The organism is Candidatus Nanopelagicales bacterium (assembly GCA_041393815.1).
GTDB lineage: Bacteria > Actinomycetota > Actinomycetes > S36-B12 > JAWKJK01 > JAWKJK01.
In genome coordinates this window covers 1,153,448-1,177,787 of the sequence record JAWKJK010000001.1, presented here as the reverse complement: position 1 = coordinate 1,177,787, position 24,340 = coordinate 1,153,448, and the positions used below count along the sequence as shown (strand labels likewise).

General features: G+C 74.9%; 24 protein-coding genes. 3 read left to right on the top strand and 21 right to left on the bottom strand.

Translation table 11 applies throughout. The features are described 5' to 3' along the window. Positions 1-18 precede the first annotated feature (18 nt). The 10 genes from pheT to infC form a co-directional block, all read right to left on the bottom strand. On the bottom strand, positions 19-2,535 hold the full coding sequence (gene pheT / locus R2737_05415) for a phenylalanine--tRNA ligase subunit beta (protein MEZ5115693.1): 2,517 nt from the start codon (positions 2,533-2,535) through the stop codon (positions 19-21). After that, positions 2,535-3,644: a phenylalanine--tRNA ligase subunit alpha gene (gene pheS, locus R2737_05410; GenBank protein ID MEZ5115692.1), complete on the bottom strand. Its 1,110-nt coding sequence runs from the start codon at positions 3,642-3,644 to the stop codon at positions 2,535-2,537. The genes pheT and pheS overlap by 1 nt, the downstream gene beginning before the upstream one ends. Before the next feature lie 4 nt (positions 3,645-3,648). Beyond that, positions 3,649-5,502, bottom strand: a complete 1,854-nt coding sequence (gene cysC, locus R2737_05405; GenBank protein MEZ5115691.1) for an adenylyl-sulfate kinase — start codon at positions 5,500-5,502, stop codon at positions 3,649-3,651. After that, the gene (gene cysD / locus R2737_05400; protein ID MEZ5115690.1) at positions 5,502-6,404 is read right to left on the bottom strand and encodes a sulfate adenylyltransferase subunit CysD; all 903 of its coding nucleotides are present in this window, start codon (positions 6,402-6,404) and stop codon (positions 5,502-5,504) included. Before cysD ends, cysC begins: the two co-directional genes overlap by 1 nt. Before the next feature lie 103 nt (positions 6,405-6,507). After that, complete coding sequence (locus R2737_05395; GenBank protein MEZ5115689.1) at positions 6,508-7,317, bottom strand: hypothetical protein; 810 nt, start codon at positions 7,315-7,317, stop codon at positions 6,508-6,510. 246 nt (positions 7,318-7,563) lie between these two features. Then, positions 7,564-8,331 carry an aspartyl/asparaginyl beta-hydroxylase domain-containing protein gene (locus R2737_05390; protein ID MEZ5115688.1) on the bottom strand — a complete coding sequence of 256 codons (768 nt, stop codon included), beginning with the start codon at positions 8,329-8,331 and terminating at the stop codon, positions 7,564-7,566. Positions 8,332-8,597: 266 nt separating this feature from the next. Continuing rightward, positions 8,598-9,449, bottom strand: a complete 852-nt coding sequence (locus R2737_05385) for an RNA methyltransferase (protein MEZ5115687.1) — start codon at positions 9,447-9,449, stop codon at positions 8,598-8,600. A gap of 41 nt (positions 9,450-9,490) precedes the next feature. Then, positions 9,491-9,862, bottom strand: a complete 372-nt coding sequence (rplT, locus tag R2737_05380; GenBank protein MEZ5115686.1) for a 50S ribosomal protein L20 — start codon at positions 9,860-9,862, stop codon at positions 9,491-9,493. Positions 9,863-9,946: 84 nt separating this feature from the next. Next, entirely contained in the window at positions 9,947-10,141 is a 195-nt protein-coding gene (rpmI, locus tag R2737_05375; GenBank protein ID MEZ5115685.1) for a 50S ribosomal protein L35, read from the bottom strand. A gap of 142 nt (positions 10,142-10,283) precedes the next feature. Next, positions 10,284-10,865 carry a translation initiation factor IF-3 gene (gene infC / locus R2737_05370; GenBank protein ID MEZ5115684.1) on the bottom strand — a complete coding sequence of 194 codons (582 nt, stop codon included), beginning with the start codon at positions 10,863-10,865 and terminating at the stop codon, positions 10,284-10,286. Positions 10,866-11,176: 311 nt separating this feature from the next. Between infC and R2737_05365 the strand changes: the two genes are divergently transcribed. Continuing rightward, the gene (locus R2737_05365) at positions 11,177-11,602 is read left to right on the top strand and encodes a DUF1844 domain-containing protein (protein MEZ5115683.1); all 426 of its coding nucleotides are present in this window, start codon (positions 11,177-11,179) and stop codon (positions 11,600-11,602) included. Positions 11,603-11,618: 16 nt separating this feature from the next. Here R2737_05365 and R2737_05360 read toward each other — a convergent pair whose 3' ends face one another. The 3 genes from R2737_05360 to R2737_05350 all read right to left on the bottom strand — a co-directional run bounded on the left by R2737_05360 (position 11,619) and on the right by R2737_05350 (position 14,806). Beyond that, positions 11,619-12,362, bottom strand: a complete 744-nt coding sequence (locus tag R2737_05360) for an aquaporin (protein MEZ5115682.1) — start codon at positions 12,360-12,362, stop codon at positions 11,619-11,621. A 123-nt stretch (positions 12,363-12,485) separates the two neighbouring features. Next, positions 12,486-13,250, bottom strand: coding sequence for an SseB family protein (locus R2737_05355; protein MEZ5115681.1), 765 nt, complete (start codon positions 13,248-13,250; stop codon positions 12,486-12,488). Then, positions 13,247-14,806, bottom strand: coding sequence for a carboxyl transferase domain-containing protein (locus tag R2737_05350; GenBank protein ID MEZ5115680.1), 1,560 nt, complete (start codon positions 14,804-14,806; stop codon positions 13,247-13,249). Before R2737_05350 ends, R2737_05355 begins: the two co-directional genes overlap by 4 nt. A 44-nt stretch (positions 14,807-14,850) precedes the next feature. Here R2737_05350 and R2737_05345 point away from each other — a divergent pair, with 44 nt between their 5' ends. Further along, a complete protein-coding gene (locus R2737_05345; protein MEZ5115679.1) occupies positions 14,851-16,068 on the top strand; it encodes an MFS transporter in 1,218 nt (405 codons plus the stop codon). Positions 16,069-16,103: 35 nt separating this feature from the next. Here the strand turns inward: R2737_05345 and hisG are convergent, their stop codons facing one another. The 7 genes from hisG to rpe are packed head-to-tail and all read right to left on the bottom strand — an operon-like array spanning position 16,104 to position 21,448. Continuing rightward, a complete protein-coding gene (gene hisG / locus R2737_05340) occupies positions 16,104-16,949 on the bottom strand; it encodes an ATP phosphoribosyltransferase (protein MEZ5115678.1) in 846 nt (281 codons plus the stop codon). Beyond that, positions 16,949-17,215 (bottom strand): phosphoribosyl-ATP diphosphatase, encoded by a 267-nt coding sequence (locus R2737_05335; protein MEZ5115677.1) that lies wholly within the window; start codon positions 17,213-17,215, stop codon positions 16,949-16,951. Before R2737_05335 ends, hisG begins: the two co-directional genes overlap by 1 nt. An 11-nt stretch (positions 17,216-17,226) precedes the next feature. Continuing rightward, positions 17,227-17,712, bottom strand: coding sequence for a 6,7-dimethyl-8-ribityllumazine synthase (ribH, locus tag R2737_05330; GenBank protein ID MEZ5115676.1), 486 nt, complete (start codon positions 17,710-17,712; stop codon positions 17,227-17,229). Beyond that, a complete protein-coding gene (locus R2737_05325; GenBank protein ID MEZ5115675.1) occupies positions 17,709-19,040 on the bottom strand; it encodes a bifunctional 3,4-dihydroxy-2-butanone-4-phosphate synthase/GTP cyclohydrolase II in 1,332 nt (443 codons plus the stop codon). Before R2737_05325 ends, ribH begins: the two co-directional genes overlap by 4 nt. Continuing rightward, complete coding sequence (locus R2737_05320) at positions 19,037-19,672, bottom strand: riboflavin synthase (GenBank protein MEZ5115674.1); 636 nt, start codon at positions 19,670-19,672, stop codon at positions 19,037-19,039. The genes R2737_05325 and R2737_05320 overlap by 4 nt, the downstream gene beginning before the upstream one ends. Beyond that, a complete protein-coding gene (ribD, locus tag R2737_05315; GenBank protein MEZ5115673.1) occupies positions 19,669-20,706 on the bottom strand; it encodes a bifunctional diaminohydroxyphosphoribosylaminopyrimidine deaminase/5-amino-6-(5-phosphoribosylamino)uracil reductase RibD in 1,038 nt (345 codons plus the stop codon). The genes R2737_05320 and ribD overlap by 4 nt, the downstream gene beginning before the upstream one ends. Positions 20,707-20,764: 58 nt before the next feature. Continuing rightward, on the bottom strand, positions 20,765-21,448 hold the full coding sequence (rpe, locus tag R2737_05310) for a ribulose-phosphate 3-epimerase (protein MEZ5115672.1): 684 nt from the start codon (positions 21,446-21,448) through the stop codon (positions 20,765-20,767). A gap of 95 nt (positions 21,449-21,543) precedes the next feature. Here rpe and R2737_05305 point away from each other — a divergent pair, with 95 nt between their 5' ends. Next, positions 21,544-22,917 carry a diguanylate cyclase gene (locus R2737_05305; protein ID MEZ5115671.1) on the top strand — a complete coding sequence of 458 codons (1,374 nt, stop codon included), beginning with the start codon at positions 21,544-21,546 and terminating at the stop codon, positions 22,915-22,917. On the opposite strand, the gene R2737_05300 is transcribed toward R2737_05305, so the two are convergent. Further along, entirely contained in the window at positions 22,914-24,338 is a 1,425-nt protein-coding gene (locus R2737_05300) for a transcription antitermination factor NusB (GenBank protein MEZ5115670.1), read from the bottom strand. The two genes, R2737_05305 and R2737_05300, sit on opposite strands and share 4 nt — an antisense overlap. Positions 24,339-24,340: the final 2 nt, after the last annotated feature.

Below are 24,340 nucleotides of genomic sequence, written 5' to 3'. Positions count from 1 at the left end.
CGGGGCGTCGGGCGTGGGTCAGGCGCCGCGGAGCACGGCGCCGTGGCGGCGCGAGGCCTCGGCCAGCGCCGCCTCCCGCGCGGCCGCGGTCTCCTCGGCGGACAGCGTCCGGTCGGGGGCACGGAACCGCAACGCGAAGGCGAGCGACTTGCGACCCTCTCCGACCTGGGAGCCGGTGTAGACGTCGAACAGCCGCAACGACTCCAGCAGCTCACCGGCGCCGTCGACCAGGGCGGCCGCCAGGTCGGCTGCGGGGACGTCGGCGTCGACCACGACCGCGAGGTCCTCCTTGGCCAGCGGCATCGTGACCACGGCCGGGGCGGGTGTCACGTCGCGGGCGGCCGCGACGAGCGCGTCGAGGTCGAGCTCCATGGCCGCGGTGCGGGCCGGCAGGCCGAACGCCTCCACTACCCGGGGGTGCAGCTCGCCCGCGTGCCCGACGACCTCGTCACCGACGACGAGCTCGGCGCAGCGACCCGGGTGGAACGGGGCGGTGCTGCCCGTACGGACCGTCAGCCCGGCGCCCACGGTGTCGGCCACCAGCCGGGCGGCCTGGACCGCGTCGGCCCAGGCGGCCGGACGCGCCGCGCCCCACCAGCCGGCCGGCTCGCGGGACCCCGTGAGAGCGACTGCCAGGTGCCGCGGCTGGTCGGGCAGGAGCGCCTCCAGCGCCGCCAGCTCGGCATCCTCGGGCCGGTCGTGCACGTCCGGGCGTGGGGGATCGCTGATCCCCGTGGGCGACTGGCCGTCGCGCAGCCGCACGACCGCGCCCACCTCGTACACGGCGATGTCGTCGTTGCCGCGGCCCACGTTGCGGCGCACCGCCGCGAGCAGGCCCGGCAGCAGCGTGGTGCGCAGGCCGGGCTGCTCGTCGGACAGCGGGTTCGCCAGCAGGAGCATCCGCCGGCGCGGGTCGTCGGCCGGCACCATGAGCGCGTCCAGCTCGGCCGCGCCGACGAACGGGTAGTCGAGGACCTCGACGAAGCCGGCGCCCGCCAGCGCGAGGCCCACGCGTCGGCGCACCCGCTGGCCGGCAGTCCAGCCGTAGCCGGCGGAGGCCTTCGGCAGCGTGGCCGGCAGGTTCTGGTAGCCGACCAGGCGGACGATCTCCTCGACCAGGTCCTGCGGGTCGACCAGGTCCGGGCGCCAGGAGGGCGGGTCGACGCGCAGCAGCGCGTCCTCGCCGTCACCGTCCGCCGTCACCTCGCAGCCGACGGAGCGCAGGTGCCGTTCGACGGTCTCGCGCGGGATGGTCATCCCGGCGACCTCCGCCGGGTGACCCGCGGCCATCACCACGGTCGCGGGCTCGTACGGCGCCTCCACCGCGGTCATCCCGAGGTAGGTGCCGCCCCCGAGCCGCTGCAGCAGCGCCAGCGCACGGGCGGACGCGTAGGGGGCCAGCACCCGGTCGACGCCGCGCTCGAACCGGCGTGACGCCTCGCTGGACAGCTTGTGCCGCCGCGACATCCGCGCCACCCCGGACGGCGAGAAGTGCGCCGCCTCCAGCGCGATGTCGGTGGAGTCGTCGTCGATCTCGGTCTCCAGCCCGCCCATGGTCCCGGCCAGGCCGACCGCGCCGCGGTCGTCGCTGATGACGATGTCGTCGGAGTCGAGCGTGCGGGCGACGTGGTCCAGGGTCTCCAGCTGCTCCCCGGGGCGGGCCCGCCGGGCCACGACCGGCCCGCGCAGCTTGCGCAGGTCGAAGGCGTGCAGCGGCTGACCGGTCTCGAGCATCACGTAGTTGGTCACGTCGACCGCGAGGGACACCGACCGCATGCCGCACGCCGTCAGGCGGCGGCGCATCCATACCGGGGTGGGGACATGCGGGTCGAAGCCGACCAGCGTGCGCAGCGTGAACAGGTCGCACGCGACGAGGTCCTCGCTCCCGCACGGGTGCGGCGCGGCGCCCGCGACGGGGGCGGGCAGGTCGACCAGCTCCAGGCCCGGGTCGAGCAGGGGCAGTCCGTAGGCCGTGGCGGCCTCGCGGGCGATCCCGCGGATGCTGAGGGCGTAGCCGCGGTCGGGCGTGACCGCGATGTCCAGGACCTCGTCGCCGAGGCCCAGCACGGGCATGGCGTCGTCGCCGGGGACGCCGGCGTCCGGCGGGAGCACCATGATCCCGTCGTGGTCCTCGCCCAGGCCGAGCTCGCGCTCGGAGCAGATCATCCCGTCGGACACGTGGCCGTAGGTCTTGCGTGCGGTGATCTCGAACCCGCCGGGCAGCACCGCGCCCGGCAGCGCGACGACCACCAGGTCGTCCACCGCGAAGTTGCTGGCGCCGCAGATGATCCCGCGCTCGCCGCCGTGGGCAGGCCCGACCTCGACCCGGCAGAAACGGATCGGCTTCTTGAACTCGGTGAGCTCGTCGATCGCCAGGACCCGGCCGAGCACCAGCGGCGGCACCAGGTCGCCCGCGACGGTCTCGACCCGCTCGACCTCCAGGCCCGCGGCGATCAGCCGGTCGGCGACGTCACGCCCCGTCTGGTCGGCGGGGATGTCGACATACTCGCGCAGCCAGGACAGCGGGGCGCGCATCAGACCTCCAGCCCGAACGGCAGGGTGAACCGCACGTCGCCCTCGACCATGTCGCGCATGTCGGTGACGCCGTGCCGGAACATCAGGGTGCGCTCGATCCCCATGCCGAAGGCGAACCCGCTGTAGCGCTGCGGGTCCACACCGCACGCCTGCAGGACGCGCGGGTTGACCATGCCGCAGCCGCCCCACTCGATCCAGCCCTCGCTGCTGCAGGTGCGGCAGGGGTTGTCCGGGTCGCCGACGCTGGCGCCGCGGCACACGAAGCACTGCAGGTCCACCTCGGCGCTGGGCTCGGTGAACGGGAAGTACGAGGGCCGCAGCCTTGTCACGATGCCCTCGCCGAACATCGCCGCGGCGAAGTGGTCCAGCGTGCCCTTGAGGTCGGCCATGGTGATGCCCTCGTCGACGGCGAGGCCCTCGACCTGGTGGAACACCGGGGTGTGGGTGGCGTCGAGCTCGTCGGTACGGAACACCCGGCCCGGACAGACCACGTAGACCGGCAGGTCGCGGTCGAGCAGCGACCGGATCTGCACCGGCGAGGTGTGGGTCCGCAGCACCACCCCGCTGTCGGCGGAGCCGACGAAGAACGTGTCCTGCATCGACCGCGCCGGGTGGTCCGGCCCGAGGTTGAGCGCGTCGAAGTTGAACCACTCCGTCTCGACCTCGGGCCCCTCGGCGATCTCGTAGCCCATCGCCACGAAGACGTCGCCGATGCGCTCCATCAGGGTCGTCAGCGGATGCCGAGCGCCACGCGGGTCGCGGTCCCACGGCAGGGTGACGTCGACCGCCTCCTCCACCAGCACGCGCGCGTCGCGCTCCTCCTCCAGCACCTGCTGGCGGGCCTCGAGGGCCTCGCGGACGCGGCCCCGGGCGGCACCCATGCGCTTGCCCACCTCGGCCTTGGCGGCCGGGGGCAGCGCACCGATCTCACGGTTGGCCAGCGCCAGCGGGGACCGGTCGCCGGCGTGCGCGAGACGGGCCTCCTTGAGCGCGTCGAGGTCACCGGCGGCCGCCACGGCGGCGAGCGCGTCGGCGACCATGGCCGCCACCGACTCCTCGCTCAGGGATGCGACCTCGACCGGGTCGAACGAGTTGTTCGGCGCGGACACGGCCTCACTCCCCCAGGATCGTGCGGGCCAGCGCGGCGACCGACTCGTCGAGGTCGCCGGTGCCGTGCAGCACCAGGTCCGGCTCGTCGGGCGCCTCGTACGTCTGGCCCATGCCGGTCATGTTGGGCAGCGAGCCGGCGGCGGCCTTGGCGTACAGGCCCTTCGGGTCGCGCTCGGCGCACACCTCGACCGGGGTGTCGACGTAGACCTCGAGGAACTCACCGGGCTCGAACAGGTCGGCAGCTGCGCGGCGGTCGGCACGGTAGGGCGACACCAGGGCGACGAACACGACCAGGCCGGCGTCCATCATCAGCTTGGACACCTCGGCGACGCGGCGGACGTTCTCCGCGCGGTCCTCCGCCGTGAAGCCGAGGTCCTTGTTGAGACCGGTGCGCACGTTGTCCCCGTCGAGGACGAAGGTGTGCACGCCCATCGCGTGCAGCCGGCGCACGGTCGCGTCGGCGATCGTGGACTTGCCCGAGCCGGGCAGACCGGTCAGCCACACCACGCGCGGCCGGTGTCCCATGAGGCGCTCGCGCGCCTCGCGGTCCACGTCGTACGCGTGCGGCACCACGTTGAACGCGCGGCGCATCGCGTGCCGCACCAGGCCGGCGGCCACGGTGTCGGCGGTGACGCGGTCGACCAGCAGGAACCCGCCGGTGTCGCGGCACAGGTCGTAGGCGTCGAGCGGGACCGGCTTGTCGGTGGCGATCTCGGCGCGACCCACGTCGTTCATCTCCAGCAGCCGGGCGGCGTGCTGGTGCCCCGAGACGACGTCGAGGCGGTAGCGCACGTTGGTGACGGTCGCCGGGACCGTCCGCGGGCCCGAGACCAGCAGGTACGAGCGGCCGTGCGCCAGCGGCTCCTCGCCCAGCCACACCAGGTCGACGGCGAAGCGGTCGGCCGGCTGCGGCTCGTCCGCGCCGGGCGAGCCGAGCAGGTCGCCGCGGGTGACGTCCACCTCGTGCGTCGTGGTGAGCGTGACCGCCTGGCCGGTGGTGGCCTCGGCCAGCTCGCCGCCGTAGGTCACCAGCCGGTCGACCTTGGCGGGCACGCCGGAGTCGGCGACCACGATCGGGTCGCCGGGGCGCACCGTGCCGGAGACGACGGTGCCGGCGTAGCCGCGGAAGTTGCCGTCGGCGCGGACGATGTACTGCACCGGCATCCGGAAGGGCTGGTCGCCCTCGTCGATCCGCGGCTCCCAGCGCTCCAGCGCCTGCAGCAGCGTCGGGCCCTCGTACCAGGGCATCTGGTCGCTGGGCACGGTGACGTTGTCGCCGACGGCCGCGCTGACCGGGATCGCAATGACCTCGGGGACGTCGAGACGCGCCGCGGTCACGCGCACGCCGCCGACGAGCTCCTCGAACGTCGCGTGCTCGTAGCCGACGAGGTCCATCTTGTTGACCGCGACGATGACGGTCTTCACGCCCATCAGCGCGGACACGGTCAGGTGCCGGTGGGTCTGGGGCCGCAGCCCGCGGGCGGCGTCGACCAGCAGCACGGCGACGTCGCCGTTGGACGCGGCGACCGCCATGTTGCGGGTGTACTGCTCGTGGCCCGGCGCGTCGGCGATGATCACCCGACGGCCGTTGGGCAGGTTCATGTGCCGGTAGGCGACGTCGATGGTGATGCCCTGCTCGCGCTCGGCCTCCAGGCCGTCGGTGAGCAGGCTGAAGTCGATCTCGCCGACGGGGATCGTGGATCCGCCGCGCCGGGTGCGGCGGGCGTACTCCAGCTGGTCGATCGGGACCGAGTCGGTCTCGGCCAGCAGGCGGCCGATGAGCGTGGACTTGCCGTCGTCGACCGAGCCGCACGCGACCAGGTGGATGACCGGGATGCTGGGGTGGGTCGCCGCCATCAGAAGTAGCCCTCCGCCTTCTTGGCCTCCATCGAGCCGCCGCCTTCACCGTCGATGAGGCGGCCGGCCCGCTCGGAGATCTTGGACTCCTCCATCTCGGCGATGAGGGTGTCGAGGTCGGCCGCGTACGACTCCACGGCACCGGACAGCGGGTAGCAGCCGAGGGTGCGGAACCGCACCGACCGCAGCTGCGGTTCCTCGCCGGGCTGGAGCGGGAACCGCTCGTCGTCGACCATGATCAGCACACCGTCGCGCTCGACCACCGGGCGGGGCTGCGAGAAGTACAGGTCGACGATCTCGATGCCCTCGCGGCGGATGTAGCGCCAGATGTCCAGCTCGGTCCAGTTGGACAGCGGGAACGAGCGCATGGTCTGGCCCTGGGCCAGCGTGGTGTTGGCGGTGCGCCAGAACTCCGGGCGCTGCTTGCGCGGGTCCCAGCGGTGGCCGGGCTCGCGCAGGCTGAACACCCGCTCCTTCGCGCGGCTGCGCTCCTCGTCGCGGCGCGCGCCGCCGATGGCGCAGTCGAAGCCGTAGCGGTCGATGCCGTCGCGCAGGGCGACGGTCTTCATGATCCGGGTGTACTCGTGCGTGCCGTGGGTGAACGGCGACACGCCCTGCTCGACCGCCTCGGTGTTGGTGGCGATCCGCAGGTCCAGACCGAGCTCGCGGGCCCGACGGTCGCGGAACTCGATCATCTCCCGGAACTTCCAGGTGGTGTCGATGTGCATCACCGGGAACGGCAGCGGCGCGGGCGCGAACGCCTTCAGCGCCAGGTGCAGCAGCACCGAGGAGTCCTTGCCGATGCTGTAGAGCAGCACCGGGTTGCGGAAGGCGGCGGCGGTCTCACGGAAGACGTGGATCGCCTCGGCCTCGAGCTCGTCGAGGACCGCGTCGTACGGCACGGTCGGTTCGACCACGGTCACGGGTCGGACTCCTCACTGCGCGCCGGCAGGCGCCGGCGGGTTGCGGACGTTCGGGGGCTGGGGCGAGGTGAGCCGGTGCGGCTCAGGCCTCGGAGAGCGTCTCCATGGCGGGACCGGACGACATCGTGCCGTCGCCGAAGCGGGGGTCCTTGCCCTGGGCCGCGAGCGCAGCGGCGCGCGCGGCGGCCTTGGCGTCGGCCGCGGCCTGCGCGGCCTCGGTGGTCCCGGGCTCCAGCGCCGGGCTCTCGACCCGGGTCACCGGGTTGCGCGCGGCGATGTAGGCGTCGAGCTCGGGGCCGGACTCCCACGACGTGATCAGGCAGTAGCGCGGCTCGGGGCCGGGGTGCCACACCGCGTGGTAGAGCCGCTGGGTGTCGATGATCGCCTGCGCTCCGGCGGGAAGCGGGATCCGCGTCTCGGTCGACGGGTCGTCCTTGTCCTCGCGCAGGATCATCACCGTGTCGGGGTCGTCGGTGAGGTTGAAGAACCCCCGCACGATCCAGCCGGTGCCCTCCGGGTTGAGCCTGTTGTTGTCGTCGCGGTGCAGGTTGTAGATCGCGTCCGCGTAAGTGTTGGGCTGCAGCTCGATGATGCGGCAGCGGCCGATGTTGGCGCCGGGCTCCTCCGCGCGGGCCTTCAGCCGGGGGGCGCGGGCGACGTTCTCCTCGACCCAGACGCCGTCCTTGTCGGTCTTGGGCGGGGTGTGGTTCCAGAACCCGTCGCACTCCAGGTCGCCGTACGCGGAGGCCAGCGGCGCGAACCGGGTGTCGCCGGAGGACTTCCAGTCGACGTACTCCACGTCGAGCCACTCCTGCGGGTCGGCAGCCTGGTCGTAGGAGTCGATGACCACGTAGCCGGTCTCGTCGAAGATGGGGAGCTTCACGTAGCTCATGGCGCGGCGGGGTCCTTCCGGGGGCGGTTCTGGGCTGGGCCGGTCTGGGGGGCCGGGTCGTGCGGGCGTGCTCGGACAGCCCGGCGGGACGCGCGGGCGCGCCCATTGTCCCCCATCGTGGCGTCGCCGCCGAACGCGACGAACCGGGCGAATCACCCGAGAGGACTCGCCCGGTTCGCTCGGTGCGGGGAACCGGCCCCGCCGCCGGCCCGCAGGGCCGGGTGGAACAGCTCGAATCGGGCCGGATCAGGCCTCGTCCTTCATGACCCGGGTCGGGTCGTAGCCGTAGTAGGCGGTGCGGGCGGCCCGACGCGACATGCCCTCCTCGCGCTGCGCCTCGGCGTAGTCGGCATCCAGCTCGGGGCTGTCGACGTGGGTCACCGGGTTGTTCTCGAAGATCCACTTCTCCAGCGCGGGGCCGGATTCGAACGACGTGATCAGGCAGTAGCGGGGCTCGTCACCGGTGTGCCAGACCGAGTGCCACATCCGCTCGGAGTCCACGACCAGCTGCGCGCCGGCGGGCAGGGCTATGCGGGTCTCGGTCGAGGGGTCGTCGATGTCCTCGCGCAGCACCATGTAGGTGTCCGGGTTGTCGGTCAGCTGCATGAAGCAGCGGACCACCCAGCCCTCGCCGTCGGGGTTGAGCCGGTTGTTGTCGTCGAGGTGGGAGTTGTACAGGGCGTCGGCGTAGGAGTTGGGCTGCAGCTCGATGATCCGGCAACGGCCGACGTTGGCGCCCACCTCCTGGGCGCGGGCCACCAGCGTCGGGGCCTTGGCCACCTGGCTGTCGATCCACACCCCGTCCTTGTCGGCCTTCGGCGGGTCGAAGTGCCAGAACCCGTTGCACTCGATGTCGCCGTACGCGGACGCCAGCGGCGCGAACCGGGTGTCGCCGGAGGACTTCCAGTCCACGTACTCCAGGGACATCCACTCCTGCGGGTCGATCGGCTCGCCGTAGCGGTCCAGGACGACGTAGCCGGTCTCCTCAAGGATCTGCATGCGGTAGTGCGACATCGGGGCAACCTCGTGGGGGTGCGGGGACGCGGGGACGTCCGGGTGGTACCCAGTGTCGAGGTGCCCCACACGCTTCCCGCGGCGCTGAAGGTCCCGTGTCGTCGGGACCTTCGACCCGGTCGGCCTCCGGGATCCCCCTCCCCCTGACTCCCCGGTGGAACGTTCGTCCCGCAACACGCCGAGGGGTGCGTGGCCAGACGTGCCACCGGCGGGGGCGGGTGGGGTGTGGGGTGCGCACGGGTGCGCCGGGGCGTCTGCGTCCGGGCTCAGTCGGTTCGGCCCGCCACGGGGCGGTGGGCGCGGGCGGAGGCGTACAGGCACACGGCGGCGGCCGCCGCGAGGTTGAGCGACTCCGCCCGCCCGTGCAGGGGTACCCGCACCACGGCGTCGGCCAGCGCGGCCTGCTCGGCGGACAGTCCCCGGGCCTCGTTGCCGAACAGCCAGGCCGTGGGCCGGTCCAGCAGCCCGTCGTCGGCGGCACGGTCGAGGTCCACGTCGCCGGCGCCGTCGGCGGCCAGCACCAACAGCCCGGCCGCCCGCAGCGCTGCGACGACCTCGGCCAGCGAGCCGGCCGTCGCGACCGGCAGGTGGAACAGCGAGCCGGCCGTGGCCCGTACGCACTTGCCGTTGTGGGGGTCCACGCTGTCGCCGGCCAGCAGCACCGCGTCGGCGCCGGCGGCGTCGGCGGTGCGCAGGACCGTGCCGGCGTTGCCGGGGTCGCGGGCGTCGACGAGCACCGCGACCAGCCGCGGCGGCGAGCCGTCGGGGCCGGTGGCCAGGGCGCGGTCCAGCGGGACGTCGACCCGCGCCGCGACGCCCACGAGGCCCTGCGGGTGGACCGTGTCGGCCATCCGGGCCAGCACCTCGGGAGCCGCGGTCATCACCAGCGCGCCGTCCCCGTGCGCGGCGGCGACCAGGTCGGCGTGCCGGTCGGCGGCCTCGGGGGTGACGTACAGCTCACGGACGCAGCCGGCGACGGCCAGCGCCTCGCGGACCGCCTGCGGGCCCTCGACGACGAACTCGCCGGTCTTCTCCCGGAACGCGCGCGTGGCGAGCCGCCGGACCCGGACGACCCGGTCGGACCGGGTCGACGTCAGCTCGGGTTCGGGGCCCGCCACGCGGAGGTGTCCCGGGGTGCGGCCGTGTGCCCGGGGGCGGCTCAGGCCGCGGTCGGCTCGGGCAGGTGGGCGCGCGCGACGTCCACCAGCGCGGTGAACGCGCCGGGGTCGTTGACGGCCAGCTCGGCCAGCATGCGGCGGTCGACCTCGACGTCGGCGGCCTTGAGGCCCTGGATGAACCGGTTGTAGGTCATGCCGTTGGCGCGGGCAGCGGCGTTGATCCGCTGGATCCACAGCCGACGGAAGTTGCCCTTGCGGTCCTTGCGGTCGTTGTACGCGTAGACGAGGGAGTGGGTGACCTGCTCCTTGGCCTTGCGGTACAGCCGCGAACGCTGACCGCGGTAGCCGCTGGCGCGCTCGAGGACCTCGCGGCGCTTCTTGTGGGCGTTGACCGCCCGCTTCACGCGTGCCACGGGATGCTCCTTGCTGGGTCGTCGCCCCCTGGCGGGGGCTGCTGGGGAAGGGGTCTGGGGGGTGGTGGTCGGTGCGGTCCGGCGTCAGATGCCGAGCAGGCGCTTGACCTTCTTGGCGTCGGACGCGGAGACCGGCTGGTCCACGGCCAGACGACGGGTGCGGCGGCTGGACTTGCCCTCCAGCAGGTGGCGGCGGTTGGCCTGCTCGCGCATGAGCTTGCCGGAGCCGGTCACCTTGACCCGCTTCTTGGTGCCGCTGTGCGTCTTCATCTTCGGCATGACGACTGGTCTCCTCGTCGGTTCCGCCCGCTGGCGGCGGACGACTGCTGCTCCGCCGGGGGGCGGACGGGTTCGGGGCCGGGGGCTCGCGCCCCCGGTGCGTGCGTTCGGGTCTGCTACTCGGCCGCAGCCTCGGTGTCTCCTACTCGGCCGCAGCCTCGGCGGCCTCGGCCTCCGCGTCGGCGCGCGCCTTGGCCTTCTCGGCCTCCATCGCGGCCTTGGCCTCGGCCTTCTTCCGGTGTGGGCCGAGGACCATGATCATGTTGCGGCCGTCCTGCTTGGGCGCGGACTCCACGAAGCCGAGGTCCTGCACGTCCTCGGCCAGGCGGGCCAGCAGCCGCAGGCCCAGCTCGGGCCGGGACTGCTCCCGGCCGCGGAACATGATCGTGATCTTGACCTTGTCGCCGGCCTTGAGGAACCGCACGACGTGACCCTTCTTGGTCTCGTAGTCGTGCGGATCGATCTTCGGGCGGAGCTTCATCTCCTTGATGACCGTGTTGACCTGGTTCTTCCGGGCCTCACGCTGCTTCATCGCGGACTCGTACTTGAACTTGCCGTAGTCCATCAGCTTGCAGACCGGGGGCTTGGCCATCGGGGCCACCTCGACCAGGTCGAGGTCGCTCTCCTGGGCCAGGCGCAGCGCATCGTCGATGCGCACGATGCCGACCTGCTCGCCGTTGGGGCCGACGAGTCGTACTTCGGGGACGCGGATCCGCTCGTTGATCCGAGGTTCGACGCTGATGGCGCCTCCTTGCTCGCAGGGCTGGTGCGGTCACCCCGACCGGTCGCTCCCGTCGTGCCCCTGCACGACGAAGGCCCCCGGCGCGGCGCGCGCGGAGGCCTCGGATCGGTACGAGGCGCGGACGGGCGTCCACGCCTCCGGGTGGAGCGACGGCACACCAGCGCCGCCGCGTCACCGCGGGACCGGACCCGACGACCTGTGCCCCGGAGGGCGGCGGACGGCGGGTGGGAGCCGAGGGCTCCGCTTGCGGACCCGGCACGTGGCCGGGTCGGTCGGTCTGCGAGGGTACCAGCATGACCGTGGCCGGACCCAATCCCGACCGGCGGGACGCCGGCCCCGACCCGGAGCCCTACGACCCTGAGCCTCATGACCCTGAGCCGTACGACGAGGCCCGGCGGGCGGAGCGCGACATCGGCGAGGTGCCCGCGGTGGAGGTCATCACCACCGTCGCGCTGCACCTGATGAGCGCGGCCGCGGTCAAGTGCGGGCTCGGCGAGGGCCCCGGGGCGGAGCAGGAACAGGACCTCGACGAGGCGCGCAAGCTCATCACCGCGCTGGCCGGCCTGGTCACCGCCGCGGCGCCCGATCTCGGGACGTTCCACGCCGCCCCGCTGCGCGACGGACTGCAGGCGCTGCAGCGGGCGTTCCGGGAGGCCTCCCCCTACCCCGACGCCGCCGGCGAGGGTCCCGGCGAGCTCCTCACCGGCCCGGTCGTCTGAGCCGGACCCGGTCGGGTCACTCCCGCTCGGAGCCGGCGACCAGCGCCTCGGGCTCCTCGGCCGCGGGCTCCACCCGGGTCAGCAGCCAGACCCCGACGGCAACGGCGCCACCGATCAGCGGCGCGACGATGAACAGCCACACCTGGCCGAGCGCGTCGCCGCCAGCGAACAGCGCCGGGCCCAAGGAGCGGGCCGGGTTCACCGAGGTGCCGTCCAGCGGGATGCCCACGAGGTGGACCGTGGTCAGGGCCAGGCCGATGGCGATGCCGGCGAAGCCCGGCGCGGCGACCCGCTCCGTCACGAGCAGGATCACCGCGACGAAGGCGGCCGTGAGCACCACCTCGAGCACGAACGCTCCGGCCATGTTGATCGCGCCGTTGTCGTAGGAGTTCGTGCCCAGGCCGCCGGACTGGTCGGTCACGCCAAAGCTCGACACGAACAGCTTGAGCAGGGCACCGCCGGCGATCCCCCCGAGGAACTGGGCGATCCAGTAGCCGACGGCCTCGTTGGCCGGCATCCGCCGGCCGAGCAGCATCGCCAGCGTGACCGCCGGGTTGACGTGCGCGCCGGACACCGGCCCGAGCGCGTAGGCGATCGCCAGCAGCACCAGGCCGAAGGCCAGCGCGACACCGACGACGCCGTTGGCCGGGCCGTTGCCGGCGGCCCCGACGAACCCGCCGATGCCGAACACCGCGGCGCCGACCGCCAGGAACACCAGCAGGAAGGTCCCGACGAACTCCGCGACCAGCTTGCGACCCATGCCGTCCATCTCGTCTCCCGCGCTCTCGTCCCGGCACCTGCTCCGGCGCCGGTGCCGGGGTGAGGGTAGCGGGAACCCGACCGCCCCAAGCGCGCGGTCCCGGCCGTGGTCCGGGTTCGAGGGCTACGCCTCGACCGCCAGCGCGAGCCCGGCGACCAGCCGCTCCCGCAGCACGGCGACGCCGGACAGCAGGTCCGCCGCGGCGCGGGCCAGTGCCTCCGGCCCGCGCCCGTCGGGGTGGGCGCCGCCCGGCAGCATCAGCACGACCACCAGGTCGGCCCCCTCGCGCGGCGGGTCCACGCGGACGTCCACCCAGCCGTCGGCGGTCAGCGACGCCAGCGCGGCCACGATCGCACCGCGCACGTCGGGGTCGTGGTACGGAGGCACCCAGTCCCGGCCCGTGGCCAGGGCCCGCAGCGCGGGGCCCTCCACCGGGAACGGCACCGGTCCCGCCACGTCGAGCAGCAGGGCGCTGGCACCCTCCTCCACCGCGGCCAGGGCGGCCTGCCGGGCACCGACCGGGACCGGCCGCGCCTGCGGGTTCCAGGCGACCAGCGCCTGCGTGGACGTGAAGGCCAGCAGCCCGCGGCGCCCGTCGGGGGCGGTCAGCGACACCGAGGCCATGTGACTGGACTTGTCGGTGCGGTGGCCGGTCGCGCTGACCTCCGCCTCGTCCAGCACGGCCACGACCGGCACCAGGAGGCGGGTCGGCGCCAGCGCGGCCACCACGTCGTAGTCCGCCGCCGGGCCGGTCGTGGCCCGCGCGGCCAGGGCGGCCGCCAGGACCGGGTCGGCCACCCCGGTGTCGCCGGCGAAGCCGGGATCCGGGACGACCTTGCCGACGAACCGGCCCTCCGGGTCCGGCCGCTCCTCGCCGTGGCCGGTCACGGCGCCACCGACGTGGCCCGGGAGGCGTCGGCCGGTCCGGGCTCGCCGACGGTGCCCGGCAGGCCGAGCCGGCGGAACCGGTCCAGCCGGTCGGCGCGACGCTCCTCGTCCGGCCGGTCGGCCAGGGCGAGCAGCTCGTGCGCCAGGACCAGGCCGACCCGGTGAAGGAAGGCCTGCGGCTCGTCCGCGGCGTCGGGACGCTCGGGCACGATCCGGTCGACGATGCCGTGCCGGCGCAGGTCCAACGCGCGGACCCCCTGCCGCTCGGCCATCTCGGCGGCCCGGTCCGGGGTGCGGTGCAGGATCGCCGATGCGCCCTCCGGCGGCAGCGGGGACAGCCAGGCGTGCTGGGCCGCGACGACCCGGTCCGCCGGCAGCAGCGCCAGCGCCCCGCCCCCGGTGCCCTGCCCGAGCAGCAGGCAGACCGTCGCCGACGGGTGCAGCGCCAGGTCGGCCAGCGACCGCGCGATCTCACCCGCCAGCCCGCCCTCCTCCGCCTCCCGGCTCAGGGCGGCCCCCTGCGTGTCCACCACCGTGACGAGGGGCAGTCCCAGCTCGCCGGCGAGCTTCATGCCGCGCCGCGCGGTGCGCAGCGCGCCGGGGCCCAGCGGCTGGGCGTACTCCTGGCCGCGGCGGTCCTGTCCGAGGACCACGCACGAGGCGGCACCGAACCGGGCCAGCGCGAGCAGCAGCCCGGGCTCGCTCTCGCCCCGGCCGGTCCCGTTGAGCGGGGTCACGTCGTAGCCGGCCACCCGGAGCAGCGCGCGGACCCCGGGCCGGTCCGGGCGCCGGGAGGCCAGCACGCTGTCCCAGGCGGGCAGGTCGGCGCGGGCGAGGTCCTCCTCGGCGTCGGCCGGCAGGTGCTCCGGCGACGGCGGCCGAGAGGTCGGGGACACCACGGTGAGGACCCGGGCGGCGATCTCCCGCAGCCCGCCGACCGGGATCACCGCGTCCACCAGCCCGTGGGCGTACAGGTTCTCCGCCGTCTGCACCCCGGCGGGGAACTCCTCCCCGTACAGCGCGGAGTAGACGCGCGGCCCGAGGAAGCCGACCAGGGCACCAGGCTCGGCGGCCGTGACGTGCGCCAGCGAGCCCCAGGAGGCGAACACGCCGCCGGTCGTGGGGTGGCGCAGGTAGGCCAGGTACGGCAGCCCGGAGCGGCGGTGCTGCATGACCGCGGCGGAGATCTTGACCATCTGCAGGAACGCGACCGTGCCCTCCTGCATCCGGGTGCCCCCCGAGGTCGGCGACGCGACCAGTGGCAGCCGTTCCCGGGTCGCGCGCTCGACCGCGGCCACGAACCGCTCGGCGGCCGCCACCCCGATGGACCCGGCCAGGAAGTCGAACTCGCACACGGCTACCGCGACCCGGCGGCCCTCGATGGTCCCCTCGCCGGTGATCAGCGACTCGTCCAGGCCGGTCGCCTCACGGGCCCGCCTCAGCTCCTCCGCGTAGCCCGGGTCCGCGGCGACGTCGAGCGCCGGGGTGTCCCACGAGCGGAACGAACCGGGGTCCAGCACCGCCTCCAGCACGACACGCGCGGGGGTCCTGGCCATGACGCCAGGCTAGGGATCCGGCCGTGCGGGTGCAGGATCACCCCATGTCGCGACGGCCGCCGGGCTGGCTGAGCCTGCTCGCCCTGCTGCTCGTCGCCACCAACCTGCGCCCGGCGATCGCGAGCATCTCCCCCGTCGCCCTGGACATCCGGAGCGACCTGGGCTGGTCGGAGGTCCGGGTCGGGATGCTCACGACGCTGCCGGTGCTGTGCATGGGCCTGGCGGCGCCGCTGGTCCCGCGGGTCGCCCGGCGGCTCGGGCTGCCGGTCACCATGCTCGGCTCGCTGGTGCTGATCGGGGTCGCGCTCGGGCTGCGCCTGGCCGGCTCCGTCCCCGGGGTCCTGGTCGTCACCGCCCTGGTCGCCGGGATCGGGATCGCCGGTGCCAGCGGTCTCCTGCCGTGGCTGGTGCGCGACCGCTTCCCGGGCCGGATCGGTGCCGTCGGCGGGGCGTGGACGGCGACCATGATGGGCGGGGCGGCCGTGTCCGGGGCCCTCACCGTCCCGCTGGCGGGCGTGACCGGCTCCTGGCAGGCGGCCCTGGCGTCCTGGGGGCTGTTGGCCGTGGCCGCCGGGATCGTCTGGGTGCCGGCGGGGCTGCGGGCCGAGAGCCTCGCCGCACCGGACGCCGCGCCGCACGCCGCGCGACCCGCACCCGCATCCGCATCCGCACCCGACGACACCGACCACCGGCTGCCGTGGCGCAACCCGTCGGCCTGGGCGCTGACGGGGCTGCTCGCCCTCAACGCCTTCGCGTTCTACGGGCTGCTCGCCTGGCTGGCGCCCTCGTTCGGTGACCGCGGCTGGAGCGCGACCGAGAGCGGGCTGCTGCTCGGGGCGTTCACGATCGTCCAGGTCGGAGCGGCGCTGGTGCTGCCGGCGCTGGGCCAACGGCTGCCGGAGCGGCGCTGGCTGCTGGCGGCGCTGGTCACCGCCTCGGTCACGACGCTGGTCTGGATCGGCCTCGCCCCCGCCGCGGGGACCGTGGTCGCGCTGCTGCTGCTCGGGCTGGGGCTGGGCGGGACCTTCGCGATCGGCCTGTCCCTCCTCAGCGAGTACGCCGTGTCGGGCGGGGCATCCGGGCGGCTGACCGCGATGGCGTTCCTCGTCACGTACGTGGTCGGGGCGCTCGGCCCGCTGACCCTCGGCGCGCTGCTGCAGTCCACCGGCTCGTGGACGGCGGTGTACGCGGCGGTCGCGGTGGCGTGCGCCGGTCAGCTGCTGTGCGTGCCGTTCCTGCGCCGCGGGATCCGGATCTCCTGAACCGCCGCCGGTCGCCCCGGCACCGACGCGCGCCGCTAGAGCCGGCAGGCCGCGATGGCCGTGACCAGGATGCCCCGGCCCCCCAGTTCGTACAGGTCGTCCATGACCCGGTGCACGTCGCGCTGGGGCACCATCGCCCGCACCGCGACCCACCCCTCCTCGTGCAACGGCGACACGGTGGGCGACTCGATCCCGGGCGTGATCGCGCAGGCCCGCTCGACCAGCTCGGCCCGGATGTCGTAGTCGACCATCACGTAGCTGCGCGCCACCATGACGCCCTGCAGCCGTCGGACGAACGTGTCCACCGCCGGGTCGGTCGCCGCCCCGGCGGGCCGCACGACGATGGCCTCGCTGACCAGGATCGGGTCGCCGACGACCTCCAGCCCGGCCTGGCGCAGCGTGGTCCCGGTGGCCACGACGTCGGCGACCGCGTCGGCGACCCCGAGCCGGACCGCGTTCTCCACCGCGCCGTCGAGCCGGACGACCTCGGCGGTGACGCCGTGCCGTTCGAGGTACGCGTCGAGCAGGCCCGCGTACGACGCGGCGATCCGACGGCCGGACAGGTCGGCGACCGCGGACGCGGAACCGGCGGGGACCGCGAGCCGGAAGGTCGACCCGCCGAAGCCGAGCGCCAGGACCTCCTCCGCCGCGGCTCCGGAGTCCAGCAGCATGTCCCGGCCGGTGATCCCGACCTGCAGGGTGCCGGCGCCGACGTACGTGGCGATGTCGCGGGGTCGCAGGAAGAAGAACTCGACGTCGTTGTCCGGGTCCTGGACGACCAGCTCGCGCGGGCCTGAGGCGCGCAGGTAGCCCGCCTCGTGCAGCATCTCCCGCGCCGGCTCGGCCAGCTGCCCCTTGTTGGGCAGCGCGACCCGCAGCATCACAGGTGCCGGTAGACGTCGGTGAGCGTCAGCCCGCTGGCGAGGATGAGCACCTGGGTGAAGTAGATCAGCTGCGCGATCTCCTCCGCGGTGCGCTCGGGGCCCTCGAACTCCGCGGCCATCCAGGCCTCGGCGGCCTCCTCGATCAGCTTCTTGCCCACGCCGTGCACGCCCTCCTGGGCGAGGCGCTGGACGGTGCCGGAGGACTCCTCGGCGTACGCGAGCTTGTTGCTGAGCTCGGTGTAGAGCTCCTCGAACGTCTTCACGGACGCACAGCCTACGGACGCTGGGCCGCCCGCAGCGCGCGCAGGGTCACGGCCGTGGCCAGCGCGGCCTCCGCCGCCTCGCGACCCTTGTCCTCCCGCGACCCGGGCAGTCCGGCGCGGTCGAGGGCCTGGTCCTCGGTGTCGCAGGTGAGCAGGCCGAACCCCACCGGGACCCCGGTGTCCAACGCCACCCGGGACAGCCCGGAGGTGGCCGCGTCGCACACGTACTCGAAGTGCGGCGTCCCGCCGCGGATCACGACGCCGAGTGCCACCACCGCGTCGACGCCCGTGCGGGCCGCCGCCTGCGCGGCCACCGGCAGCTCGAACGACCCGGGCACGCGCACGACCTGCGCCTCCACCCCGGCGTCGCGGCACGCGGCCTCGGCACCCGCGACCAGGCCGTCCATCACGGTCTGGTGCCACGACGCCGCGACGACGACGACCCGCAGCCCGGCGGCGCCGGACGTGTCGACCTGCGCCGCGCCGGTGCCGCTCATGTCGCGCTCCCCTCGGGCCCCGCCAGGTCGTGGCCCATCCGCTCGGCCTTGGTCTGCAGGTAGGCCAGGTTGTGGTCGTTGGGCGTGATCCGCAGCGGGACCCGCTCCACGATGGACAGGCCGTAGCCCTCCAGCCCGGCGCGCTTCGCCGGGTTGTTGGTGAGCAGCCGCATGCTGCGCACCCCGAGGTCGGCCAGGATCTGCGCGCCGGTGCCGTACTCCCGCGCGTCCGCGGGCAGGCCGAGGTCGAGGTTGGCGTCCACGGTGTCGCGGCCGCCGTCCTGCAGGTTGTAGGCCTGCAGCTTGTGCAGCAGGCCGATCCCCCGCCCCTCGTGCCCGCGTACGTAGAGGACGACGCCGCGGCCCTCCTCGGCGACCGCGCGCATGGCCGCGTGCAGCTGCGGCCCGCAGTCGCAGCGCAGCGAGCCGAGGACGTCACCGGTCAGGCACTCGGAGTGCACCCGGACCAGCAGGTCCTCGCCGTCGCCGATGTCGCCGGCCACCAGCGCGACGTGCTCGACGCCGTCGATGGTGCTGCGGTAGCCGACTGCGCGGAACTCGCCGTACTCGGTGGGCAGCCGGGTGTCGGTCACCCGCTCCACCTGGCGCTCGGTGCGGCGCACGTAGGCGATCAGGTCCGCGATGGACACCATCGGCAGGCCGTGCTCGTCGGCGAACGCGCGGCACTCCGGCGCCCGCATCATCGACCCGTCGTCGTTGACGAGCTCGCACAGCGCACCCGCTGGCGTGACGCCGGCGAGCCGGGCGAGGTCCACGGCCGCCTCGGTGTGCCCGGCGCGCTGCAGCACCCCCCCGTCGACGGCGCGCAGGGGCATCACGTGCCCGGGCCGGGTCAGCTCCCACGGCTCGGTCGCGGAGTCGCTGAGGACCTTGATGGTGCGAGCCCGGTCGGCCGCCGAGATGCCCGTCGCCTCCACGTCGCGGGCGTCGACGCTGATCGCGTACGCGGTGCCCTTGCGGTCCTCGTTGACCCGCGTCATCGGCGGCAGGCCGAGCCGGTCGAGGTCGCGGCCGCGCATGGCCACGCAGATGAAGCCGCTGGTGTGGCGGACCATGAAGCCGACCAGGTCCGGGGTCGCCCGGGAGGCGGCGAAGATCAGGTCGCCCTCGTTCTCCCGGTCCTCGTCGTCGACGACCACGACCGGACGGCCGGCGGCGAGCGCGTCGACGGCCGCGGCCACCGGGTCCAGCCGGACCCCGGACGCCGTGCCCGGCTCGATCGTCTCCCCCGGCTGCACCTGGGCCGGCCCCGAGCGGCGGCGGGGGCGCTCCGGCTCGTCCTCGAGCAGCTCCTCGGCGGGGATCACCGGGCACCTCCTCCGACCAGCCGCTCGACGTACTTCGCGAGCACGTCGACCTCCAGGTTGACCGTCTCGCCCACGACCCTGCGGCCCAGCGTGGTGGCCTGCAGCGTGGTGGGGATGAGGGACACCGAGAACCAGGCCGGGTCGCCCTCACCGGCCGGGTCGTGCACCTCGACGACGGTCAGGGAGACGCCGTCCACGGTGATCGACCCCTTCTCGACCAGGTAGCGCGTCAGGTCCGCCGGGACCGTGACGCGCACGACCTCCCAGTGCTCGCTGGGTTCGCGGGCGGCGACGGTGCCGGTGCCGTCCACGTGCCCCTGCACCAGGTGGCCGCCGAGGCGGTCCTGCAGCCGGACCGGGCGCTCCAGGTTGACCGGCGAGCCGGGTGCCAGGGCCCCGAGCCCGGTGCGCCGCAGCGTCTCGCGCATCACGTCCGCGGTGAACGCCCCGTCGGCGACGTCGACCACGGTGAGGCACACGCCGTTGACGGCGATGGAGTCCCCGTGCCGGGCGTCGGAGGTCACCAGCGGGCCGCGGATGCGCAGCCGTGCCGCCTCGTCGGCCAGCGCCTCGACGGCCTCGACCTCGCCGAGCTCCTCGACGATCCCGGTGAACACCTCGCCGCCTCTCACGCCTCGCGGTCGACGGTCGCGTCGATCCGCACGTCGGGTCCGACCCGGACCACATCCTGCACCGACAACCGCAACGCCTCGGACACCGTGGTGATGCCCGCGTCGGCCAGCGCGGCCGGGCCCGCCCCGAGCAGGGCGGGGGCGACGTACCAGACGACCCGGTCGACCAGGCCGGCGCGGACGAACGCCCCGGCCAGCCGGGGACCGCCCTCCAGGAGGACGTGCCGGACCTCGAGGTCGTGCAGCTGCGCCAACGCCTCGGCCGGGTCGCGGGTGGGCAGCACCAGGGTCGGGGCGGCCTCGTCGAGCACCCGCAGCGTCGCCGGGAGGGCCGTGCGGCCCATGACGACGCGCAGCGGCTGCCGCTCGCGCAGCGACCCGTCGCCGCGCCGGGCGGTCAGGTGCGGGTCGTCCTTCAGCGCGGTCCCCGTCCCGACCAGGACGGCGTCGACCTCGTCCCGCAGGGCGTGCACCTCGGCGCGCGCCTCCGCGGAGGTGATCCAGCGGCTGGTGCCGTCCTGGGCCGCGACCCGCCCGTCCAGCGTCGCCGCCGCCTTCCAGGTGACCCACGGCCGACCGTGGGTCACCGAGAACGTCCAGGCGCGGTTGAGCGCGCGCGCCTCCTCGGCCATCAGCCCGGCGACCACGTCCACCCCGGCCCCCCGCAGCACCTCGGCACCGCCGGCCGCCACCGGGTTGGGGTCGGTCTGCGCGAAGACCACCCGGGCCACGCCGGCCGCGACGAGGGCCTGCGCGCACGGGCCGGTGCGGCCGGTGTGGGCGCACGGCTCGAGGGTGACGACCGCGGTGGCCCCGCGGGCCGAGGCACCGGCGGCGGACAGCGCCTCCACCTCCGCGTGCGGGGTCCCGGCGCCGTGGTGGTACCCCTCAGCGAGCACCGCCCCCGCCGGGTCGAGCAGCACGCACCCGACCCGGGGGTTGGGCCCCAGCGGGACGCCCGGGGTGCCGGCGATGTCCAGCGCGCGCCACATCGCCGCCTGCTCTGCGGCGGTCACCGCGCGGGCGTCGTCCACGACGGTGAGTCTCCCATCCCGAGGGCGGGTCGCGACCGGCCCGACCGGGCGGCCCGCCTCAGCCGCACCACCACGCGGAGCCGGTGGCCTGCTCGGCCTGCCTGCGCAGCCCGCGCACGGCGGCGTCGGGGTCGTCGGCGCCGAACACGGCCGACCCGGCCACGAACACGTCGGCGCCCGCCTCGGCGCACGCGGCGATCGTGTCGGCGGACACCCCGCCGTCCACCTGGATCCACAGGTCGAGGTCGCGCCCCTTCACCAGCTCGCGGGCCCGGCGCACCTTCGGCAGCACCACGTCGAGGAAGGGCTGGCCGCCGAACCCGGGTTCGACGGTCATCACCAGCAGCATGTCCAGCTCGGGGAGCAGGTCGGCGTACGGCTCCACCGCGGTGGCGGGCTTCAGCGCCATCCCGGCGCGGGCGCCGGCGGCGCGCAGGTCCCGCGCCAACCGGATCGGGGCGTCGGCCGCCTCGACGTGGAAGGTGACGCTGGCGGCGCCGGCCTCGGCGTACGCGGGGGCCCAGCGGTCGGGGTCCTCGATCATCAGGTGGCAGTCGACCGGGGTGCGCACGTGCCGCAGCAGCGCCTCGACGACCGGGAGCCCCAGCGTCAGGTTCGGGACGAAGTGGTTGTCCATGACGTCCACGTGCAGCCAGTCGGCCGAGGCCGCCACCCGGTCGCACTCGGCGGCCAGGGCCGCGAAGTCGGCCGACAGCAGGCTGGGCGAGATCTGCACTCCCACGGCCGGGAGCCTACGGTTCCGGCGCCGCTCGTGGGAGGCTGTGCCCCGACAGCGGCGGCCGTGAGGGCGGCGCCGCGCGGGGTGAGGGACGTCACGTGACCGGGACCGGGGACGCGGACCAGGGCGCGCCGACGCGCTGGTGGGGCTCGCTGGTCCGGATCGACAGCCCGGACCCGGAGGTGCGCCGCCGGGGTGCGGCTGCGGCGGTCGTCATGCTCGGCATCCTGGCGGTCGGGCTGGTGGCCATGCTCGCCCTCGCGCTGCTTCCCGACACCAGCCGCGTGCCGCTCGCCATCACCTCCGGGGTCTGGCTGGTCGCGGTGGTCTGCTACGCCCTGGTGCGCCGCGGACGGGTCTCGCTGGGCATCTGGCTGCTGCTCCTCATGATCACGGTGGGCAACATCCTCAGCCCGTGGCTGCAGGACGACTTCGCGCTCACCCCGGTCTACCTGGCGATCCCGGCCGCGATCGGGGCCGCGATGCTGCCCCTGCGCCAGAGCCGCTGGGTGATCCTCGGCTCGGTGGCCCTGGCGGTGGCCGCGATCCCGCTGGCGGGTGGGGCGACCACGACGACGCTCCCCGCCCGCGAGGTCGTCGTCGCGGCGGTGATCATCATCCTGGCGACCTCGGTCGCGGCGCTCCTGGGGGTGACCGGCCAGCAGCGGGCGCTGGACCGCTCCGACGCGCTCGCGCGCGAGCTGGCCGTGGCGAACCGCGACCTGGAGGAGCGGGTCGCGGAACGCACCCGCGACCTCACGTTCGCACTCGACCGGCAGGAGCAGCTGACCGCGGAGCTGGCCGAGCAGTCGGTGCGCGACCCGCTGACCGACGTCTACAACCGCCGGTTCGCCGACGAGGAGCTGGACCGGCTGGTCTCCCGCGCGGCGCGCAGCGGGCGGCCGCTGTCCGTCGCGATGGTGGACCTGGACCACTTCAAGGCCGTCAACGACACCCTCGGCCACGCGGCCGGCGACGTGGTGCTGCGCCGGGTCGCGGACGCGATCGTCGACGAGACCCGGCGCGGGGACACCGTGGTCCGCTGGGGCGGGGAGGAGTTCGCCCTGCTGATGCCGGACACCGACCTCGCCGCCGCGGTCGACGTCGCCGAGCGGGTCCGGGTCCGGATCGAGCGGCGGGGCGTCGACCTGCGCACGGAGGACGGGGCGGACCGCGGGGGCACCGTCCGGGTGACCGTGAGCGCCGGTGTGGCCGTCTGGCCCGACCCGGGCGCGCCGCCGGAGCGCGCTCCGGACGGGTCCGCCGACCCCATCGACCCGGCCGACCTGGTCTCCGACGCGGACCGGCGGATGTACGAGGCCAAGCGGTCCGGCCGCAACAGGGTCGTCCCGGCCGCCGCCGCGCTGCCGTCGCTGGGCGAGCTGCTCGGCGAGGACGATGACCGCGAGGACGATGACCGCGAGGACGACGGCCGCGCGGCCGAGCCGGACGGACGGGCGGCCCGGGACTAGCGGCGGCGCAGCAGCGCCAGGTACATCCCGTCGGTGTCGTGGCGGTGCGGCCACAGCCGCACGTCCGGGCCCGGCCCGAGGTCGGCCACCTCCGGCAGCAGCGCGGTCGCGTCGTCCCGGACCACGTCGTCCCGGCCGCGCAGCACGTCGTCGACGACGAGGTCGGTCTCGGCCAGGTGCGGCGAGCAGGTGGTGTAGGCGACCACGCCCCCGGGCCGGGTGGCGTCCAGGGCGGCTGACAGCAGCCCGCGCTGCAGTGGCGCCAGAGCGGCGACGTCTTCCGGCGACCGGCGCCAGCGCGACTCCGGCCGCCGCCGCAGGACTCCGAGCCCGGTGCAGGGGACGTCGACCAGGACCCGGTCGAAGGGACCGCGCGCGGCCGCGACCTCGACCGCGTCGCCGACCACGACCTCGTGGCGGGCCGCGGACCCGCGCAGCGCCGCGCGGACCAGGTCGGCCCGGTGCGGTTGCCGCTCGACCGCCAGCAGCCCTGCGCCGTCCGCCGCGGCGAGCCCGGCCAGCAGTGCCGCCTTGCCGCCCGGGCCGGCGCACAGGTCCGCCCAGCGCTCGTCCGGTCCGCGCACGTCGGCCCGGGCCAGCGCCAGCGCGACCAGCTGGCTGCCCTCGTCCTGCACGCCGGCGCGTCCGTCGCGCACCGCCGCGATGTCCCCCGGCGCCCCGGCGGCGAGCCGGCCGGCGTACGGCGACCATCGGCCGGGCGCCACGCCGTCCAGCGCGAGCAGCTCCTCGACCGGCATCCGGTCGGGGCGGGCGACCAGCGTCACCGTGGCGGCGGTGTCGTCGGTCTCCAGCAGCTCCCGGGTCTCGTCCCAGGACCCGCCGAGGGACTCGCGCAGCGCGGTGACGATCCAGCGCGGGTGCGACCACGCCACGGCGAGGTGGCCGGTCGGGTCGTCGTCGTACGCAGGAGCGACGGCCGCGACCCAGGAGTCGCGGTCGCGCGCGGCCACTTTGCGCAGCACGGCGTTGACCAGTCGGGCCGGGCCCTCCCCCGCGACGTCCCGCGCCACCGAGACGGTCTCCCCCACGGCCGCGTGGTCGGGGACGCGCATGCCCAGCAGCTGGTGCGCGCCCAGCCGCAGCAGGTCGCGCACCGGGGGGTCGATGCGCTCCAGCGGGCGGTCCAGGCAGGCGCCGAGGACCGCGTCGTACAGGCCCCGCCAGCGCAGCGTCCCGAAGGCGAGCTCGGTGGCGAACGCCGCGTCGCGGCCGGAGACGCCACGGTCGCGCAGCAGGCCGGGCAGGGCCAGGTTGGCGTAGGCGTCCTCCGCGCCGACGGCGTGCAGCAGGTCGTAGGCCACCCGGCGGGCCGGATCGACCGCGCCCGGACGCGGCCGCGGGCGGCCGCCGGGACGGCCCGTGCGGCGACCGTCGGGGCGACGGCGCTGCGCGGGGGGCATCG

Coding starts and splice junctions, on each gene's coding strand:
- pheT (MEZ5115693.1), bottom strand. CDS start 2,535: ATGCGCGCCCCGCTGTCCTGGCTGCGCGAGTATGTCGACATCCCCGCC.
- cysC (MEZ5115691.1), bottom strand. CDS start 5,502: ATGGCGGCGACCCACCCCAGCATCCCGGTCATCCACCTGGTCGCGTGC.
- R2737_05395 (MEZ5115689.1), bottom strand. CDS start 7,317: ATGAGCTACGTGAAGCTCCCCATCTTCGACGAGACCGGCTACGTGGTC.
- R2737_05390 (MEZ5115688.1), bottom strand. CDS start 8,331: ATGTCGCACTACCGCATGCAGATCCTTGAGGAGACCGGCTACGTCGTC.
- rpmI (MEZ5115685.1), bottom strand. CDS start 10,141: ATGCCGAAGATGAAGACGCACAGCGGCACCAAGAAGCGGGTCAAGGTG.
- R2737_05365 (MEZ5115683.1), top strand. CDS start 11,177: ATGACCGTGGCCGGACCCAATCCCGACCGGCGGGACGCCGGCCCCGAC.
- R2737_05360 (MEZ5115682.1), bottom strand. CDS start 12,362: ATGGGTCGCAAGCTGGTCGCGGAGTTCGTCGGGACCTTCCTGCTGGTG.
- R2737_05350 (MEZ5115680.1), bottom strand. CDS start 14,806: ATGGCCAGGACCCCCGCGCGTGTCGTGCTGGAGGCGGTGCTGGACCCC.
- R2737_05345 (MEZ5115679.1), top strand. CDS start 14,851: ATGTCGCGACGGCCGCCGGGCTGGCTGAGCCTGCTCGCCCTGCTGCTC.
- hisG (MEZ5115678.1), bottom strand. CDS start 16,949: ATGCTGCGGGTCGCGCTGCCCAACAAGGGGCAGCTGGCCGAGCCGGCG.
- ribH (MEZ5115676.1), bottom strand. CDS start 17,712: ATGAGCGGCACCGGCGCGGCGCAGGTCGACACGTCCGGCGCCGCCGGG.
- R2737_05300 (MEZ5115670.1), bottom strand. CDS start 24,338: ATGCCCCCCGCGCAGCGCCGTCGCCCCGACGGTCGCCGCACGGGCCGT.